This is a genomic window from Cellvibrio sp. (assembly GCF_046347455.1).
Classification (GTDB): Bacteria; Pseudomonadota; Gammaproteobacteria; order Pseudomonadales; family Cellvibrionaceae; genus Cellvibrio.
Window position 1 is genome coordinate 59623 of sequence record NZ_JAXMGC010000001.1, and the last position, 17698, is coordinate 77320.

Annotated in this window: 17 protein-coding genes; 7 read left to right on the forward strand and 10 right to left on the reverse strand. The window is 44.7% G+C overall.

Annotation, left to right across the window (positions count from 1 at the left end):
* Positions 1 to 49: 49 nt before the first annotated feature.
* Entirely contained in the window at positions 50 to 1414 is a 1365-nt protein-coding gene (rhlE, locus tag U1F02_RS00285; protein WP_409988349.1) for an ATP-dependent RNA helicase RhlE, read from the reverse strand.
* A 171-nt stretch (positions 1415 to 1585) separates the two neighbouring features.
* A complete protein-coding gene (locus tag U1F02_RS00290; protein WP_409988350.1) occupies positions 1586 to 2155 on the reverse strand; it encodes a TMEM165/GDT1 family protein in 570 nt (189 codons plus the stop codon).
* A 315-nt stretch (positions 2156 to 2470) separates the two neighbouring features.
* Here U1F02_RS00290 and U1F02_RS00295 point away from each other — a divergent pair, with 315 nt between their 5' ends.
* From U1F02_RS00295 to U1F02_RS00305, 3 genes are read left to right on the forward strand one after another with little or no spacing between them, the layout of a single operon-like run.
* Positions 2471 to 2971, forward strand: a complete 501-nt coding sequence (locus U1F02_RS00295) for a pyridoxamine 5'-phosphate oxidase family protein (RefSeq protein ID WP_409988351.1) — start codon at positions 2471 to 2473, stop codon at positions 2969 to 2971.
* Between the two features lie 12 nt (positions 2972 to 2983).
* Complete coding sequence (locus tag U1F02_RS00300) at positions 2984 to 3229, forward strand: hypothetical protein (RefSeq protein WP_409988352.1); 246 nt, start codon at positions 2984 to 2986, stop codon at positions 3227 to 3229.
* A gap of 44 nt (positions 3230 to 3273) precedes the next feature.
* Positions 3274 to 5277, forward strand: a complete 2004-nt coding sequence (locus U1F02_RS00305; protein ID WP_409988353.1) for an AsmA family protein — start codon at positions 3274 to 3276, stop codon at positions 5275 to 5277.
* 2 nt (positions 5278 to 5279) lie between these two features.
* Here U1F02_RS00305 and U1F02_RS00310 read toward each other — a convergent pair whose 3' ends face one another.
* A complete protein-coding gene (locus tag U1F02_RS00310) occupies positions 5280 to 5924 on the reverse strand; it encodes an acyltransferase (protein ID WP_409988354.1) in 645 nt (214 codons plus the stop codon).
* 287 nt (positions 5925 to 6211) lie between these two features.
* Here U1F02_RS00310 and U1F02_RS00315 point away from each other — a divergent pair, with 287 nt between their 5' ends.
* The 3 genes from U1F02_RS00315 (at position 6212) to U1F02_RS00325 (ending at position 9112) form a co-directional block, all read left to right on the forward strand.
* A complete protein-coding gene (locus tag U1F02_RS00315; protein ID WP_409988355.1) occupies positions 6212 to 6907 on the forward strand; it encodes a TIGR01621 family pseudouridine synthase in 696 nt (231 codons plus the stop codon).
* Between the two features lie 372 nt (positions 6908 to 7279).
* Complete coding sequence (locus U1F02_RS00320; protein WP_409988356.1) at positions 7280 to 8302, forward strand: methyl-accepting chemotaxis protein; 1023 nt, start codon at positions 7280 to 7282, stop codon at positions 8300 to 8302.
* Between the two features lie 3 nt (positions 8303 to 8305).
* Positions 8306 to 9112 carry a nitrate- and nitrite sensing domain-containing protein gene (locus tag U1F02_RS00325; RefSeq protein ID WP_409988357.1) on the forward strand — a complete coding sequence of 269 codons (807 nt, stop codon included), beginning with the start codon at positions 8306 to 8308 and terminating at the stop codon, positions 9110 to 9112.
* A gap of 5 nt (positions 9113 to 9117) precedes the next feature.
* Here U1F02_RS00325 and U1F02_RS00330 read toward each other — a convergent pair whose 3' ends face one another.
* Positions 9118 to 9591, reverse strand: coding sequence for a DUF6882 domain-containing protein (locus tag U1F02_RS00330; protein ID WP_409988358.1), 474 nt, complete (start codon positions 9589 to 9591; stop codon positions 9118 to 9120).
* Positions 9592 to 9769: 178 nt separating this feature from the next.
* Between U1F02_RS00330 and U1F02_RS00335 the strand changes: the two genes are divergently transcribed.
* Complete coding sequence (locus U1F02_RS00335) at positions 9770 to 10210, forward strand: hypothetical protein (RefSeq protein ID WP_409988359.1); 441 nt, start codon at positions 9770 to 9772, stop codon at positions 10208 to 10210.
* A gap of 30 nt (positions 10211 to 10240) precedes the next feature.
* Here U1F02_RS00335 and U1F02_RS00340 read toward each other — a convergent pair whose 3' ends face one another.
* From U1F02_RS00340 to U1F02_RS00365, 6 genes are read right to left on the reverse strand one after another with little or no spacing between them, the layout of a single operon-like run.
* Positions 10241 to 11971 (reverse strand): BatD family protein, encoded by a 1731-nt coding sequence (locus tag U1F02_RS00340; RefSeq protein ID WP_409988360.1) that lies wholly within the window; start codon positions 11969 to 11971, stop codon positions 10241 to 10243.
* A gap of 2 nt (positions 11972 to 11973) precedes the next feature.
* Positions 11974 to 13944, reverse strand: a complete 1971-nt coding sequence (locus tag U1F02_RS00345; protein ID WP_409988361.1) for a vWA domain-containing protein — start codon at positions 13942 to 13944, stop codon at positions 11974 to 11976.
* Entirely contained in the window at positions 13941 to 14960 is a 1020-nt protein-coding gene (locus U1F02_RS00350; protein ID WP_409988362.1) for a vWA domain-containing protein, read from the reverse strand. The genes U1F02_RS00345 and U1F02_RS00350 overlap by 4 nt, the downstream gene beginning before the upstream one ends.
* Positions 14953 to 15522: a DUF4381 domain-containing protein gene (locus tag U1F02_RS00355; RefSeq protein ID WP_409988363.1), complete on the reverse strand. Its 570-nt coding sequence runs from the start codon at positions 15520 to 15522 to the stop codon at positions 14953 to 14955. Before U1F02_RS00355 ends, U1F02_RS00350 begins: the two co-directional genes overlap by 8 nt.
* 6 nt (positions 15523 to 15528) lie before the next feature.
* Complete coding sequence (locus U1F02_RS00360) at positions 15529 to 16488, reverse strand: DUF58 domain-containing protein (RefSeq protein WP_409988364.1); 960 nt, start codon at positions 16486 to 16488, stop codon at positions 15529 to 15531.
* 29 nt (positions 16489 to 16517) lie between these two features.
* Positions 16518 to 17477, reverse strand: coding sequence for an AAA family ATPase (locus U1F02_RS00365; RefSeq protein WP_409988365.1), 960 nt, complete (start codon positions 17475 to 17477; stop codon positions 16518 to 16520).
* Between the last annotated feature and the right edge of the window lie 221 nt (positions 17478 to 17698).

Below are 17698 nucleotides of genomic sequence, written 5' to 3' on the forward strand. Positions count from 1 at the left end.
AAAAGCCGCTGTTGAAAGCGGCTTTTTTATTTCAGCGGACTAAACAAACTTAGCCAATTTTAACAGTTGGCTTTTTGGGTTTGCTTCTGCGGGTAGCGCCTTGCGGTTTTTTACCGGCTGCATTTGCCGATGCGTTTGCAGATTTCGGTTTTGGTTTCGCACCGAGCTTAGGTCTGCGATCACCACCATTATTACCCCCAGCCTTATTACCGCTACCATTGTTACGGCCAATAGTCATGCTGCGGCCTAACACAATCGGTTCCGCTTTGATGGTCGGGTCTGGTTCGAAGCCTGCAATAATTTCTTTCGGAATGTCGCGTTTAATTAGCTTTTCGATATCACGCAAAAACTTATCTTCATCTACACATACCAAGGACACCGCAACGCCTTCACTTTCTGCACGACCAGTACGACCAATGCGATGCACATAGTCTTCAGGTACATTAGGTAATTCGTAATTCACAACGTGCGGTAACTGGTCGATATCAATACCGCGAGCTGCAATATCCGTTGCGACTAATGCGCGAATCGCGCCTTTCTTAAAGTCATCCAAGGCTTTGGTACGAGCACCTTGGCTTTTGTTGCCGTGAATTGCGGCGGCGGTAATGCCATCGTTAGCTAATTGTTCGGTTAACTTATTGGCGCCATGTTTAGTGCGCGTAAAAATTAACACCTGTTGCCAATCGCCTTGCTTGATTAAATGCGTGAGCAATTCGCGTTTACGGTTGCGATCAACAGGATGTACGGTTTGCTCAACTCGTTCGCTTGCGGTGTTGCGGCGCGCAACTTCAATGAGCGTGGGTTTGTTTAATAATTTATCCGCGAGATCTTTAATTTCATTCGAGAAAGTTGCGGAAAATAACAAATTTTGGCGTTGCTTAGGCAGCAGCGCTAACACGCGTTTAATATCGTGGATAAAGCCCATGTCCAACATGCGGTCTGCTTCATCCAGGACGAGCACTTCCACTTCCTTCAACACCACTGCGTTTTGCTGAACCAAATCCAACAGACGGCCGGGTGTTGCTACCAAAATATCCACGCCGCCGCGCAATTTCATCATTTGCGGATTCGCACTTACTCCACCGAATACCACGGTAGAGCGAAGGTTCAAATATTTGCCGTAAGTACGTACGCTTTCAAATACTTGCGCTGCCAGCTCGCGTGTCGGTGTGAGAATTAACGCGCGTACTGGTTTACGGCCATTAACCGCTTTCGCGGTTGCGCTCAGTTTTTGTAGCAAGGGTAGGGTGAAGCCCGCGGTTTTACCAGTACCTGTTTGGGCGCCCGCGAGAATGTCGCCGCCTTTTAACACGGCAGGAATTGCCTGAGTTTGAATAGGAGTTGGCGTGGTGTAGCCTTCTTCGGCAATAGCACGAAGAATGTCGGCATTTAAGCCGAGAGAAGCAAATGACATAGTGTTTTCCTGTTGCTCGGCCTCCCGCATAGGGGATAGGTCTGGCGAGCGAGAGATTCCAGTTTGGCTGGGCCGAAGGCTGGACGAGAGAGGCGACGCTGACCTAGGAGCGCCGGGACGCGCATGGTACAGATATTGGCCGCGTATAGCTAGCGGCCAATTCGTGCAGGTCTACCCCATATAAGCTTTTGCTAAGGTAATTACCGCCAGCGAGAGAAAAAGAACGAATGCACATCTGTGAGCCAACTTGAGCGGTATACGTTGCATCAACCACTGGCCTGCAAAAATCACGGGTACATTCGCAATCAGCATGCCCAAGGTGGTACCAGCAACAACCCAAGTAACTGCATCTTGATATTGTGCCGCCAATATCACAGTGGCGATTTGGGTTTTGTCGCCAATTTCTGCCAAGAAGAAAAGTACGCAGGTGGCGACTAAAGGCCCGTATTGGCTAAATTTCCCCATGTCGTCGTCTTCTTTATCGGGGACAAGAAGCCATATAGCGACAGCGAGAAAGCTCAGGCTGATGATCCAAGGTATGTATTGCGGTGGAATTTTATCGCCTAACCAAGCGCCAACCCATGCAGATAAGGCGTGGTTCAATACAGTAGAGAGCAAAACACCAAGGCTAATAACATAGGGGCGGCCGTATTTGCTTACGAGGAAAAGTGCGAGGAGTTGGGTTTTGTCGCCAATTTCGGCAACTGCAACGGCGAGGGTAGAGCTAAGGAAGGCTTCCATTGTGTAGTCCGGGCGGGAATTCTAAACCAGAGACATAGCAACCGTCCCGCCATTGGCGGTAGCCATGTCTCAGGTCTCATCAATCCAACAGTTTCTGTTGGACGCCTTTGCCATGCTATGTGAGCAAGTTTGTTGACAAAGGCGCTGCGCGTAAAGCCTCAGCAGATTACTCCCCCGAGAGACGTGCGCGCATTCTAGCGCCCGCCATGTGTTTACTCAAGGCTATTTTTGCAGGCGTAACAGTGAGTTAACGTACAGAGGCCAGTTGCCGCTTTCTCTATGGTGGAATTTCAAATTCTTACTGGGAGAACCGTGATGTCTCAAGTAACCGAAGTTGCGATCAAAGATTTGCGCGCAAAAATATCGTCCATTCGTTTTGGAATGTTTACCACCTTGAACGACGATCAAAGTTTGTCGAGCCGACCCATGACGCAACAAGCGTTGGAAGACAGCGGTATTCTTTGGTTTTTTATTTCGGATAGGTCGCAGTTAGCGGCCGATATTAATCGCCATCCCAAAATTAACGTTACTTTTTCAAATCCCTCTGACAGCGTTTATGTGGCCGTTTCAGGTCATGCTGAGGTGATCAAATTTAAAGAAAAAGCAGCGGAACTTTGGAATCCAGCGGTAGCTGCTTGGTTTCCAGAAGGATTAGACGATCCACACCTCTCACTAATCAAGCTCTCTATTTACAACGCCGAATATTGGGATTCGCATACCAATAAGATGTTGAAAATATTTTCCATTGCCAAAGCCGCGATCGTTGGCGAACCGCCAACCGGAATTGGTGAGCACCAAAAGATTGAATTTAACTAGCGGAGTTAAATTATGTCTGACAAAACACAAGAAGCCATTTTTGCGCGCGAGGTACAGCGTCGCGTTGAGGATTTGATTACATGGATTATCGAAAACTCCCCCGACAAGAACCGAGTGTTATCGCGAGAGGATTTCCATGATGCCAAGCAAAATTTGTGCGGCATAGTTGCGGGCGACACAAATCTTCAGTTGCTGGAACCCGAACCAGAGCAGGGCGGTGCGCAATACATCAATGACAATCCTGCGCCTTGGCCCTAATAAATTTTACAATTGAGTAGGCGCAAAAGCGCGCACAGGATTTTATGCGTTTAACTTTTAATCATCGCAGTTTCCTTCGCAAACTAATAAATGCTGTTCTAGCTGTTATGTTAGTTATTGTGTTTGTAATAGCTATGCTTGTAATTTTTTCTGAACAGATTATTAAATCGCTCGCAGAATCGAAAGGCAGTGAAAAACTTGGTCGCGCATTGGTGATTGAAGGGCCAGTGCATATTGATTGGCATTGGAATTATACGAATGTAAATGCCGAAAAAATTTGGTTAGCAAATGCTCAGGGTTACCCGGAAGCTAAGATGATGTCTATTGAGCATCTGTATTTTAGCTTTAGAACTTTGAAAATATTTGTTGGCTCGGTTGAATTTGGCGATGTTATTTTGACTAAGCCTTATCTTATTTTAGATAAAAAATCCGAGAATGATTATAACTGGAACTTCCCTGTGTTTTCTGATGCGAAGTTGCTGGATGAAACAGTACTACCTGATGACCGCTACGAATTTCCTGTCTTTAAACGCTTAGAGCTTCGTGAAGGGCAGTTCATTTATCGGGATGCAGTTAAAGGAATGGATCTTAATTTAAATTTGGATTCTGCAAGTGGTAGAGATGTAAAAAAAGGAAAGTCATCTGAACAGTCGAATAACGGATTTAGAATTTCTGGCTCGGTTTCCATGCAAAAGCAGAAATTTCTTGTGCAGGCTGTTGGAGGAGATTTAGACAGCATGCGTGATTCATCAAAGGATTATCCCTTGAAGCTTGATATCACTATGGGACCCACCAAAGTGAATTTTGACGGCGCATTTAAAGATCCGATCAAACTCACTGGTATTAATGCATCGCTTAACATCAGCGGTCATAGTTTGGCTGATTTGTTTTATTTGACGGCGATTCCTCTGCCAATCACACCTCCCTACACCTTGAATGGAAGGTTAACCAAAACCGGCAATGTCTGGGCTTATGAAAACTTCAAGGGTAAAGTCGGTGGTAGTGATTTGGCGGGTAATCTATCGTATGACGTGGGAAGCAAGCGCGGCTTTTTAAAAGCCAACCTGGTTTCCAATTTGTTGGATAGTAAAGATCTTGGCGGGTTTATCGGTTTGAGTCCTTCAGGAGAAAACGCCGCGCCCGAGCAACGCAAAGCCGCAGCAGAGAAGAAGGCAAGCTCAAAATTAATTCCCGATGTTCCTCTGAACTTGCAAAGGCTTCGCGGTACAGATTTAGATGTAACCTTGAAGGCTCAGAAAATTGTTGCACCTGCGCTTCCATTTAAGGGTATGGAAGTTCGTTTCTATCTGAAAAATGGTTTACTCGATCTTGATCCCTTTATGGTTGTTTTAGCCGATGGGAAAGTGGACGGAAAAATTGAAATCGATGCGAATAAAGACGTTCCGCCAATGAAAATGAATTTAGGTCTGCACAACCTGAGCTTGGGTCAGTTCTTTGCAAATACGCGCTTCGCAAAAACAACGGAAGGTATTTTCGGCGGAAAATTAAACTTGGCGGGAACCGGCGCATCACTTGCTGATGTTTTGGCTTCCAGTAATGGTGAGTTCACGATCATTATGTCTGGCGGTAAGATTAGTCAACTTTTGATTGAAGCATCTGATTTGGATATAGCTCAAGCCTTACCGCTATTTTTAGGCAAAGATAAGTCAACAAAAATTCGTTGTGGCGTAACCGATTTTGATGTCAAAGACGGAATTTTAAAATCTAAAGTCCTTGTGCTTGATACGCATGATTCGTTGATAACCGGGAACGTAAATATCAACCTTAAGCAGGAATTAATAAGCGCAAAGCTGGATGCAAAACCCAAAGATTCGAGTATTTTTTCAGCGCAAATCCCTCTTACGCTAAGTGGTCAGCTTAAATCGCCATCGGTTGGTTTGGATAAAAAGAAAGCAGGTTCTAAAGGTACGGCTGCTGTAATATTGAGCAGCATTCTCGCTCCCTTTGCTGCTATATTGCCGTTTATCGAAGTCGGTGATGCGGAAAATGTGGATTGCAGAGCATTAATTAATCAGGCTCAGAAATAGATTTATTTTTTCTCACGTCTATCGCCAATCACTTTTGCCGGATTGCCTGCGACTATATTGTAAGCTTCAACATCCCTCGTCACTTGACTGCTCATGCCAACCACCGCATGTTCGTTAATAGTAATTCCATCTACAACCCCTACGTGCGCTCCTAGCCATACGTCTTCTTTAATATGAATGCCACGTGATTGAGTGGGTTGCTCGCATATCAACCTGTCTGCTTGCATACCGTGATTGAATGCGTAGAGAGTACAGTAGGCGGCTACTCGAACATTGTCATCAATAGTGATTCCTTTGGTGCCTCCGTCCATAGTGACGTGATGGTTTATGGAAACATTTTTTCCTATAGTCACAGGGCCATGTATAACTGCTTCTGCTGCTATGAAGGTGCCATCGCCCAAAATAATTGGGCGACCGGGTTCGGCAAAAAGTTTTGCTTCAGGGGCAATAAAGCAATCTTTTCCAATTTGGATGGTTTCTACTTTTTGCAAATAGGTTTGAAATTCTTCCTGCCATTCTGTCGCCCAACGTTTATGTACGGGCTTTAATTCGAAGTAGAGCCAAGGCATATAACTCAAGCGCAATTTATGTTGCGTGCGGTAAAATTCCAGAGAAGGTTTGACTAAATCAGGCTCTAGGTTATTCATATGTGTTGTAGTGGAAGAGAAGGGTACCGAATTATAAATCGATTTCGATTGCTTCGGGATATACTTAGGGCAACAAAAGAGGAAGTAAAAGAGCATCCGCAGGTTACCGTGGTTAGGTAAATCCTTGAGCTTCACAGTCAGGATTTAAGGAGCGTCTAAATGGACACTCGCGAGGCATACCCTTTTACTGTGTAACACTACGGATGCTTATTTCCATTATAGTAAGGTAAAAACCGGCCGTTTAGTTTTTTATGCCGCATGAAGCGCAATTGATAGACGATTTTTTTATGAATAATTATTACGAATTAATAGCGAACAACGAACACTTTTTGGTTATTTATAAAAAGCCGGGTGTTAGTTTTCACAGTGATGATGGTCAACCCGGCCTGTTTGAAAGAGTAAAGCAAGGGCTAGGTCTATCCGAACTATATCCCGTTCATCGTCTTGATAAGGTGACGTCAGGATTGTTGGTTATGGCAAAAACTGCTGCTGTCAATCGAGAACTCGTAGATCAGTTCGAAAGCCGGAAAATTGAGAAATTTTATTTAGCGATAAGTGCAAAAAAGCCAAAGAAAAAACAAGGTCTCATAAAAGGAGATATGGTTGCTGCAAGACGTGGTGCATGGAAGCTGCTAAACAGTCAGGAGAATCCCGCTATAACTCAATTTTTCAGCTCATCCGTTGGGGCGGGTAAACGATTATTCGTCATCAAACCGCACACAGGTAAAACACACCAAATAAGAGTTGCACTCAAAAGTATTGGCTCACCGATTATGGGCGACTCCCTGTACGCTGACGCCAGCGGTTGTGAAGAGATAGATCGAGTCTATTTGCACGCGTTTAGCATAGGCTTTTCTGTTTCAGGGACTTGGTATCGTTACACTGAACTCCCGCACGAGGGTGAATTCTTTTCAACGTCTGAATTTTCCATTGCGATAGAAAACCTCGTCTCACCCTGGCTCTTAAAATGGCCGCACCTTTAACAAGCATAAAATTTCAAAAAAGCAAAAAATATATTTTTTATCCTTTCGCAAATTACTTTTCCTGTGGCATGAATGTTGAAGTGACCAGTACAGAGTTGAATCTGTGGTTATTTCAAAATTTATTGCACCAAAATATACCTTCGAGTTCTGGGTACGAATCAAACAGGTGCAGATGCTGTTTGTATCATGCTTGAAAACTTATCCCAAGTTGGCTATTGCCAATCTTTGGCGTCTAGTCGGAAATTTTTGAGAGGTTTTATGTGGATAGCGATTAAGCATGCCCTATTAGTATTTGGATTGGGGCGGACGCTTTTACTATTTTTTCTTTTGTGTGTAAGTCTCATTGTGCTTGAACTAACAGAGTATTCACACATGTTACTCTGGGCTAATTATTTCTCAATCGTCATTTTAGCGGGCTGCGCATTGTTTTCATTGTTTGATGATGTGCGTGGGTTAAATGCCTATTTGATTCAGATGGCGGCTAATAAAAACCTTGAATGGAAAGCTTATGTCAACGGCTTCTTGTCGCCGCTTCGCGAGCCCTTGCATGACATTTTAAAACCCTACAGCCGCATCCTCGATGCAAACCGTGATGCTCTCAAAGAAATGGCATTTTCATCGGCGGAATTAGCGTCAAATGCGCGTCAGTATTCCCAAAGTGCTGCAGACCAAAGTGCAGCTACCACCTCCAGTGCCGCAGCTATTACTGAGATGAGCTACTGTCTTCAGGATATCTCGGAGCGAATCACATCTACGCGTGATCGTGCAACCGATGCCTTGAAGCTGACGGATAAAGGAAGTGCGGCATTGCGCGAAGCAAACAGTCAGGTGACGCAAGTTGCTGAACTTGCAAAAGATACTGAACACCGCATTACAACTCTGGATGAACTTATGCGCTCCGTCACCAGCATGTCACGCATTATCAGTGAGATTGCGGAGCAGACAAATCTACTTGCGCTTAATGCGGCAATCGAAGCAGCGCGCGCGGGTGAGCATGGCCGTGGCTTTGCAGTAGTTGCTGACGAAGTGCGGGGCCTAGCAATGCGTAGCCAAGGTTCAGCGACGGAAATTTCTACCTCTATCGCAAAAGTTCAAACCAATATGCAGCAGGTTTTGGTCAGTATGGCTTCTGTGCTCGACAAAACCACTTATTGTCAGAGCAGCGTGAAAAATGCTGACACGTCGTTGCAAGAAATATCTGCGCAAACACACGAAGTCTTTGTGTTGGTGGATGCCATTGCTGTTGCTGCGTCCCAGCAAAGCACAGCGGTACGAGAAATTTCAGGCCATGTCGAAACCGTGGCTAATCACGCTAAAGATAATAGCCAGCGGGCAGGGCAAGCGGCAGAAATTGCAGAGCATTTGCATCGTTTAACTCGTCAGGCGGAGCTGTAAAAAATGAGTTTACCTTTCTCGTTTGTTTTTATTTTTCTCGTTGTACCTGCAATAGCCTTGATCACAGTAATTTATGGTGTTGTAAAACGTAAGCGGCAAGAAGAGGAGCTATTTGATACGGGGATTCGCTATCTAAGGCGCTTGAGATCGCTATTAACTTACATTCAGCAGCACAGAGGATTAACGAATGGTTTGCTGAGTGGCAATATTTCAGTGACGGATGACATTCGCAAAATTGAAATTTCAATTGCGCGCGATATAGCTGAGCTAGCTGCTGTTGATGGTTGGCTAAAACAAAACGCCAAGTGGGAAAGCATTCTAGATCATTGGAGCAGGACTCAATCGAACTACCATTCAATGGCGGTCGACGTAAACTTAAAACAACACAATTCTATGATTGCTAACTTACTTTATCTCATTGATGATTTGGCCTACGCGCATCATCTCGGTAAACTCGGCCTAATTGAAACAACAGAAACTCACTGGCGGAATTTGCTGTTTATTGCGGAGTATGTGGGGCAGGCGAGAGCCTTGGGAATGGGCGCGGTTAGCAAAGGCACTTGCTCGAGTGTATTGCGTATTCAGTTGAACCATTTGGTGGTGAAAATCGCATCTAACATCAGTCCATCTTGGCCGGAGTCTGTGCAAAAAGACTTTCGCCATTTATTGCAGGTAATTGAATCCAATGTGATATTGGATCAGCCCAATATAAGTCCAAACGAATATTTTCAATTAGCGACAACTTGTATTGAGCATGTGCTGAGGGATTTTGACCAGCAAATAGAAAAAATTCAGTTTCAACGAGCCTGAAATTTCTAGCTGATCACTCGTACTTCGGTAATGGCAAAAAACATATTGACGTTTCGTGCCGATGAAAAAGCGCGATAACAACCCAAAGCATTCAAATGTTTTACGGCCATGGCCGCTAATTCCCAAGCGAGATATTCATCGGCCTCGACCGGATCTTTTTCACCGAAAATAGTTGCGTCAGTAATATCTTCCAGTTCCTTTATGCGCAGCGATTCAGCTTTCAATACAGGATTAATTGATTCATAAGCCCAAGCCCATTTCCACGTTTTGTTGGCGGGCGAGTAACTGCCAATGTCAACAATTTCTGCTTCTAACACCAACTGATCGTCTTGGTTAAAAAATTGTAACTTGGCTTTATCGCTTTCAAACATCCAGCGTTTATGGCTGCCGAACCCGTAAGCTGAGGTGAGATTGGCTTGTTTTTCTTTTAATTCGTTGGTCGCAGTGGTTAAAAAGAGTTCAAAATCTTGGTCGTTCATAAATCGCTCTGTAAACAAGTGCTAATAGGCGCGACTATATAGATCCGAGTCTCATTTTCCTACTCAATTTGCCAAATATTGCCATTTTTTCGTCCTATAATAGGGCAGACTTCACGGGTCGAGTTAATTTAACCATTTGGGGTTTAGCTGAATTTAATAATAAGGTGGAGGTTTTTTTATGGCGGTAAAATTAGCAAATAGATTAATGGTTTTAGGCTTGAGCTCAGTGATGTTGCTCGAACTTACAGCCTGCGGAACTGTGTTCTATCCAGAGCGTAAAGGCACCAAATCAGGCTCTATTGACCCTATAGTAGCTGTTGCCGATGCCATAGGTTTGTTGTTCTTTTTTATTCCAGGTGTAATTGCATTTGCGGTTGATTTTACGAATGGTACTATTTACTTGCCGCACGGAAAGCATGCAAGCTTGACACCGGAAGAGCTGAAGTCCGTGTCAGTCAACGGAAAAATTGATAAACAAGCACTGAGCGCATTGGTGAGTAAAAAGGCGAATTTGGCTGTGAATATAAATCCGGCCGATCTTCAGGTTAAAGCCTTAAACTCAACGGAGTCATTAATGAGCTATCTAAATAATAATGGATTAACCTTGGCAAGTTTATAAGAAAAATGGCGCCCTCGAGGCGCCATTTTTTTAATCGTTATAAAGTGGTTTTAATCCTTCCGGCTTATTCTTTACGTTTTTTTCCTTCCTACATTCATTTAACGCACGCAGTAAATCATTGGGATCCCAGGTTTCATCTGGGTGGTTGCTGTAAAGCATACTATCCAATTTTTTTAGCGCGCTTGCGAGTTCTGGTTTCTTGCCAAATTTTGCAATATCGTCTAACGAATGAATGGATTCATCTGGCCATTGAAATTTCGCCCAGCCCAATAAAGCCTTGCGCAGTTCTGCGGCATTTCTATTGGCGGCAGCGTGTTTTAACAAATCCCAAATATGCTTTTCATTTTCAGATTTTTGCTTTGTAATTTCCTCGCTATCAGCAATCATATATTTTATTTTGGCGCGTAATTTAAGGATGTAGATGAACAGCACCAAGGAAACAATTGCGAACAAAGCTACCGCAGCAAAAAACCACGCTGGTGTTTGATAGGTGATTTTCTGGTCGGGTTTGGATTCAGCCGCTGTATTTTCATTGGCTTGATTGTTGGCAGGTTCAGGCGCAGAGTTGGTTACGCTACTACCAATAACGCTCAGGTTTTTTGCGGGTAAGGTGGCAACCTGCATGGATTGAGTTTTGCTATCCCACCATTCCACACGCACTTCAGGAAGCGTAAATTCACCGCCACGGTTCGGAACAATTGCCATGGTCTCGGTACGAATACCCTCAATGCCTTTGTCGGTTTTTGAATCGCTATTTTGCGGTTGATCAGGGTAGAAGGTGAGTCCATCTATAGTAGGTGTAACGAGTGGCGCTATTTGTCCACCAGTTAAACCATTAGCCGCAATTGTAATCGTACGGGTAACGGGTTCGCCCATTTTTAAATGATCAAGGCTTGCGCTCCAAGTTTCGTGGAGTTCAACATTATTCGCAGGTTGCCAGGGTTTACCGTTTACGGAAGCCGGTACAGGGTGAACGGTAATGTCTTTTTCTTCGGTAGGTAAGCGCAAAATATTTGCGCGGTTTCTCCCGAAAGGATCGTTCCATAAATCACGCTCAACATTGGGAACTACAGAATAAATAAGGCTAGGAATTTTTAAATGGCCGCTGGTTTGTGGAAATACTGCGTAATTGCTCTCCAATATCAAATGCTGCGCGCCATTGATGTTGGTCAGGTATTGTTTAGGTTTTTCTGAGAGCGGAACAACCACCGCATCTTTTATATCCAGTGGCTGCATCTCTGCTTGGCTCAAGTTTACTCTGGAAATAAGTTTAATTTTCACCAAAAGTTGTTCTTGAACATAAATCGAATTTTTATCAACTTCTATTGAAACGCGAACATCTTCATCACCGGTAGCTTGATTCTGTGTTTGTTTGGTGACTTTAATTTCAATGGCGTCGCTGACGGCTCCATCAACATTAAATGAGGGTATTAGAAGTGTGCCAATGCGTTTAGGGGCAAGCGTAAGCTGCCAAACCTTTTTAAATTCCGAGCCTGCGTTTGATATGGAAGTAAATTGGCTGACGTTATTCGACAGAATCTCAAAATCTGATTTCAAGGTTGCAATGTCAGGTGAGCCTTTGGAGTTAGAGTCGGCGGAAATGGTTAAGGTAAACGTTTCCTGAATGCCAATGGTGTCGCGGTCTACACTGGCAACAAGCTGTGCAGCGTTAGCGAGGCTTGTTATCCAGCTTAAACAGAGAATTGCCAGATATTGCCAAATAGAAAAATACTTAAATGTGCGCATATTCGTAACTGCCATATTTACAAACGTTGGTCTGCGTTATTGCTTGGGGAATTTGATTCGCCATTGCGTTCTCTCAAGCGATTTTGGTCATATTGATATTTAAATTTATTTCGTAATAGCCCGCCCGGATCATCGGGTACCCGGCGTAACCATTGTTCCAGAGCTTGTTTTTGTTCGTCTGTTAAATTGTTTAGCATTTGCCCCGTTTGGGAAGATGAATTACCTGACGACGCTTGACTAGCAGCGTGTTGTTGAGCTGCAGCACTAGATGATTGCCCTGATTGCCCTGATTGCCCTGATTGTGCTGCTGCGCTGCTGGACGCATTTTGCGATTTTTGCTGATCAGCGTTTTTTGGTTGAGCTGCAGCGCTGGACGAACTTTGGCTATTTTGCTGAGAGTCGCCATTACTTCCGCTACTTGAATTTTGCTCTGCCTGATTTTTGTTTTGTTGATTCTCGCTGTGTTGATTGTCTTTATTTTGACTTTCCTGTTGTCCATCCTTCTTGTCTTTTTGATCTGAATTGTTTTCTTTATCATCATTCTTTTGATCATTATTTTCTTGATTTTTTTCGTACTGTTCGTTTTTGCTTTGCTGGTGTTTGAGCAGCTTTTCCACTAGTTCGCGGTTCTTCTTGGCATCTGCCATGTTGCTGTCGCGCTTTAAGGCTTCGTCATATGCTTTGAGCGCATCCTGTAGCTTTCCTGCTTTTGCTAAAGCATTACCACGGTTGTAATGCCCGTTGGCGGTATCGATTGAAGCAAATGAATTGGCTGCGGCGGCATAATCACCGGCGCGATACAGTGCACTGGCTTTCCATTCCGGTGATTCGAATTTCTCTGCTGCTGTTTTGGCATCTCCATTTTTCAATTCGCGTTGAGCCTGCTGATTTTTTGTTAACCATAAGTCATCCCAGGCCAAGGCGTAGCTTTTTGATGGAGAAAAGCCCAATAAGGGAATTAATAGAAACGATAAAAGAACGCCTCGTCTAAAACAGAAGAGCGCAATAGGGAGCAATAAAAAGACTAACCAGTAGCCGTTATCTACCCATTGGTCAAAGTCGCGTTGAACTTTGGGAGCATTGTCAGAATCTTTATATTCTCGTGGCTTGAGGTATTCAATATCGGCATTTGAATTAACCAGTTCGTGATAACGGCTATTCAAGCTTTGGGCAAGTTGGGTTAATTCTGCGCTATTGAGTTGTGTTGTAATGATCTTGCCCGAATTGTCTTGCAAGAATCCGCCGTTTGAGTTGGGTATAGGGGCTGCTTGTGTTGTGCCCACACCGAGTATATCCAAGTGAATTTTTTTATTCGCCAGGAGACTGCGAATTTTATTAAAAGCTTCCGGCACAACGCCGTCAGTTACGAGCAGCAAGTCACCTTGAGTTGCGCCTGCATCATGTAATAACTGAATTCCTCTTTCTACTGCAGCTTCTGTGTTGCTCCCTTGCAAAGGCATGATGTTTGGGTGCATAGATGACAACAAACTTACGATAGTAGACTTGTCATCACTTAAGGGTGTGACTGTATGAGCCTCGCCCGCGTAGGCTACCAATGCTGTTTGGCCATCTTTTCGTTCACGCAGAATATCTGCAATTTTTAACCGAGCCCGTGCGATCCGCGATGGTTTTATGTCTTCGCTAATCATTGAGTAAGACAGATCCAGCAGTATGACCAGAGCATTTTGATTTTTTTCAACAGGCGAAGGGCGTTTGATCCAAGATGGTCCGGCGAGCGCAATTGCCCCCAATACCCACGCCAATAACAAAAACCAGAGTAGACTTTTCTTTGTTTGTACCGTTTTTCCATCAAGAAGGTAAGGAAGCAGCTCAGGCGCAACAAGTTGTTGCCATTGGTAGGCATGGTGCTTTTGTCGCCAGAGAAAAATCATCAGCAAAATTGCTGGAACGAGCGCAAATAACCAATAGGGGCGCAGCCAATGAAACTGACTTTGAATTAAAAAAAGTTGCTCTTGTAATAGGCTCATTGCGCAACTCCTTCGCGTGAAGAAGATGTACGAGCAGTGGGTAGTAAATAAATTAATGCCCACGCAAGGCTCGTCAAAAATGCTAAAGCTAAAGGATAGAAAAACAGGCTTTTAATGGGGCGGAATTTTTCGTCTTCCGAATCAATAGGTTCCAGTTTGTTGAGCGTTTGATGGATCTCTGCAAGTTCTTCAAGATTACGTGCGCGAAAATATTGTCCACCGGTTTTGTCCGCAATGGCTCGCATAGTGGGTTCGTCCAAATCGGCGGAAGGATTAACGGTGCGTTTGCCAAAGAAACCATTATCAATTGTCATTTCATCTGCACCGAAGCCGATGGTGTAAATTTTTACGTGTTCTTTTTCCGCTAATTCTGCTGCCTTAATCGGTTCCAATTCGCCGGCTGTGTTGGCACCGTCCGTTAAAACAACAAGCACCCTTTGTGCATCGGGCCGAGCGCGCAAACGTTTTATGGATAATCCAATAGCATCGCCAATCGATGTTTGATCACCTGCAAAACCAATTTCGGTTTCTTGTAATAAAGTATTTACCGTTTGGCGATCATAGGTCAGTGGCGCCTGCAGATAGGCTTGAGTGCCAAAGAGCACCAACCCCAAGCGGTCACTTTTTCGATTTTTCACAAAGTCACCCACAACCATTTTTACCGCATCCAATCTGCGAATTTCTTGCCCTTGATATTTCATATCTGGAATTTTCATACTGCCGGATATATCTACGGCAATTAGTAAATCGCGGCCGCTGTTTGGCATGCTCACGGGTTCACCGATCCATTGCGGATTAGCAGCGGCAACAATCAATGCACACCAAATAGCCCACAAGGCTATTAGGTTAGCTGTTGCCCGTGTACGCAAGGATTGGGTGTGAGTTTCAATGTGCTTCACCTGCGCAAAGAAGGGTACGCGCAAGGCTGCGTCCGCTTTTTTTTGCGCGGGAATTAAATACACAACTATAGGTAAAGGAAGTAACGCTAATAACCAGGGCCATTGCAATTCAAACACCTTTGGCCTCCTGTTTTGTTTTAATTTTTTTTGTTTGTTGCGATTGATTGCGATGTTCTTTAATCCAAATTTCGCACAGCTTGTGTAATTTTGCGCGATCAAACTCCGGATTCTTTTGATAAGGGCCTGTTAAGAGTGCCTCACCCACGCCCTTACTAAATTGCTGTTGAGCTTTTGGGCACTGCTGATCTAACCATTCCAGCCACGCACCACCTTTCAAACTGGCGTTAAATTGACTTGTGAAACCACTCAATGCCGTGCGGCGCAAAAGAATACTTACCTCTTGCAAATATTCGGCGTTCTGCTCAAGCGAATAGTGTTTATGTATCCGATTCAATTCTTTAAGCGCTAATGTGCGATAAGCGTTTCTGGTTTGATGGCGGCGAACCAAAAAAATGAGAGTGCCGATGCAGACAATTAGCAAAGTTGCGAGTAGCCACCAGCCCCACGCCGGAGGCCAAAGACCAATTTCAGGCGGTAAATGAATATCCTGTAATTGTGCAAGTGGATCAGCCGCCTGACTTGCTTGTGGTGTTGATAACTTTGGATCTTGAGCGTTCATAGATGATTATTTTTTTGCTGCAAATCGTTCACGCAGCATAAGCTGCAAATTGTCGGCTGTTGCATAAGATAATAGTGTGATTCCTAACCGCTTTGCGCTGTTGCTTAAAAAACCGAGGTGATCGTTGAATGCGTTTTCATAAGCTTGCTGAAACTCAGCGTTATCGGTAGGCAGTTGTAAGCGGTTAACTCCATCACTTACGCTGAGCCGTGCGTTGCTTTTTAAGGCTTGTTCAAGCGGGTCGAAAACATGAATCAAGGTAACATCGGTATGGCGAGCTAATTCAAACAACTGTTGCTCGCATGACTGGTCGTAATCGTGAAAATCGCTAACAATAAATAAGGCGCAGCCAGGTTTTGCTATTCGTCTTGCATCGCTTAAAACGGATACCAACTTCTTTGCATCTGGTGATGCGATTGGCGAGTTTAATTGATGATTAAATTCGTGTAATTGGTGTAACAATTCTAAAACGGCGTGTTTGCTGCGACGTGGTTTTATATCACGCTGATTGGTATCGCCAAATACAAGCCCGCCTATGCGATCACCATTGTTCAACGCGGCCCACGCGATGTTTGAACCAATATGGGTAGCCAGTACAGATTTAAAACAATGCTGGCTACCAAAAAACAAGGAAGCGCGTTGATCAACAAAAATATAGACAGGGCGTTCGCGTTCTTCTCTATAAAGTTTTGTGTGAGGCACCTGCGTGCGCGCTGTAACGCGCCAATCTATGCTGCGAACATCATCACCCGCTTGGTAAAGGCGAACTTCTTCAAAGTCCATTCCTCTTCCACGAAACCGTGTACGTTCGGCACCGTTCAATTGGCTTTTTACGGCACGCGGTGCGAACAAACGCAAGTCTTTGGCGGCAAAACGCAGGCGTAATAAATTGCCGAGTTCTGCATAAGCACCTTTTGGATTCAGGTGCTCCAACTGATTGCGCGTTTTCAAATCGGTTTGTTGCATATTCATCAAGCCTTGGTGTTGAACTGCAATCAAGCTACAGGAACTGCGCTCAATAAAGTGTCGATTACCTTATCGCTATTCACGCCACCGGCTTCAGCTTCAAAACTTAAAATCAGGCGGTGACGCAAGCAATCGTGAATTACGGCTTGTACATCGTCGGGGCTAACAAAATCTTTGCCTTGCAACCAGGCGTAAGCGCGAGCACAGCGATCCAGTGCAATGGTGCCGCGCGGGCTTGCGCCGTATTCCAGCATTTCGTCGAGCTCAAGGCTGTAGTGGCCGGGGCGTCTGGTCGCATTAATCAATTGAACAATGTATTCCTCAACGCTAGCGGCCATGTGAATTTCCAGAATCTCCTTACGCGCTGCCATCAATGTTGCCTGAGAAATTGTGGCTGGCAATGCGCTGGGTACGGATGCGGCTTCGTTACGTACTAACTGCAAAATGCGTCGCTCAGCCGCTGCGTCTGGGTAGTCCACGTTTACATGCAAAAGAAAACGATCCAGTTGCGCTTCCGGCAAAGGGTAGGTTCCTTCTTGTTCGATAGGGTTCTGCGTTGCCATCACCATGAATAATGAGGGCAGGGGGTAGGTTTTACTGCCCACAGACACCTGCCGCTCAGCCATGGCCTCTAAAAGTGCAGATTGCACTTTAGCCGGCGCGCGGTTGATTTCATCTGCCAACACCAGGTTGTGAAAAATCGGGCCGGGTTGAAATTCAAAGGTGCCTTGCTGTGGCCGGTATATGTCCGTACCTGTGACATCAGACGGTAGCAGGTCTGGAGTAAATTGAATTCGGTGAAAGTTGCCTTCAATCGCTTGTGCGAGTGTTTTGATGGCTTTGGTCTTGGCTAAACCGGGCGCCCCCTCGACTAACAAATGACCATCTGCGAGAAGCGCGATGAGCAGGCGTTCAACTAAATGTTCCTGACCAATGATTTGGTCGTTCATCCAGAGTTGTAAGGTTTGGATCTGTTGGAAATGACTCATAAACAAGATTGCCTTCAGTTAAATCGAAAAGGGTCGCTAATAGGCGCGGAATCATAACACTCATGCGCGGCGCATAGACCGCACCATTTGGTGTCAGTTCCTCGTTTTTTCAATAGGTTAAACAGGGTTAATTAGCTTTTATACATGCATGTGCGGCGCCTAACAGCTCACAGCTGGATTTATAGACTAGGCTTAATGCACAGCTGTAAAAAAACAACCTC

Bases quoted from the DNA above. Each gene is read 5' to 3' on its own strand.
- rhlE (WP_409988349.1), bottom strand. From the start codon at position 1,414: ATGTCATTTGCTTCTCTCGGCTTAAATGCCGACATTCTTCGTGCTATT.
- U1F02_RS00290 (WP_409988350.1), bottom strand. From the start codon at position 2,155: ATGGAAGCCTTCCTTAGCTCTACCCTCGCCGTTGCAGTTGCCGAAATT.
- U1F02_RS00295 (WP_409988351.1), top strand. From the start codon at position 2,471: ATGTCTCAAGTAACCGAAGTTGCGATCAAAGATTTGCGCGCAAAAATA.
- U1F02_RS00300 (WP_409988352.1), top strand. From the start codon at position 2,984: ATGTCTGACAAAACACAAGAAGCCATTTTTGCGCGCGAGGTACAGCGT.
- U1F02_RS00305 (WP_409988353.1), top strand. From the start codon at position 3,274: ATGCGTTTAACTTTTAATCATCGCAGTTTCCTTCGCAAACTAATAAAT.
- U1F02_RS00310 (WP_409988354.1), bottom strand. From the start codon at position 5,924: ATGAATAACCTAGAGCCTGATTTAGTCAAACCTTCTCTGGAATTTTAC.
- U1F02_RS00315 (WP_409988355.1), top strand. From the start codon at position 6,212: ATGAATAATTATTACGAATTAATAGCGAACAACGAACACTTTTTGGTT.
- U1F02_RS00320 (WP_409988356.1), top strand. From the start codon at position 7,280: ATGTTACTCTGGGCTAATTATTTCTCAATCGTCATTTTAGCGGGCTGC.
- U1F02_RS00325 (WP_409988357.1), top strand. From the start codon at position 8,306: ATGAGTTTACCTTTCTCGTTTGTTTTTATTTTTCTCGTTGTACCTGCA.
- U1F02_RS00330 (WP_409988358.1), bottom strand. From the start codon at position 9,591: ATGAACGACCAAGATTTTGAACTCTTTTTAACCACTGCGACCAACGAA.
- U1F02_RS00335 (WP_409988359.1), top strand. From the start codon at position 9,770: ATGGCGGTAAAATTAGCAAATAGATTAATGGTTTTAGGCTTGAGCTCA.
- U1F02_RS00340 (WP_409988360.1), bottom strand. From the start codon at position 11,971: ATGGCAGTTACGAATATGCGCACATTTAAGTATTTTTCTATTTGGCAA.
- U1F02_RS00345 (WP_409988361.1), bottom strand. From the start codon at position 13,944: ATGAGCCTATTACAAGAGCAACTTTTTTTAATTCAAAGTCAGTTTCAT.
- U1F02_RS00355 (WP_409988363.1), bottom strand. From the start codon at position 15,522: ATGAACGCTCAAGATCCAAAGTTATCAACACCACAAGCAAGTCAGGCG.
- U1F02_RS00360 (WP_409988364.1), bottom strand. From the start codon at position 16,488: ATGCAACAAACCGATTTGAAAACGCGCAATCAGTTGGAGCACCTGAAT.
- U1F02_RS00365 (WP_409988365.1), bottom strand. From the start codon at position 17,477: ATGAGTCATTTCCAACAGATCCAAACCTTACAACTCTGGATGAACGAC.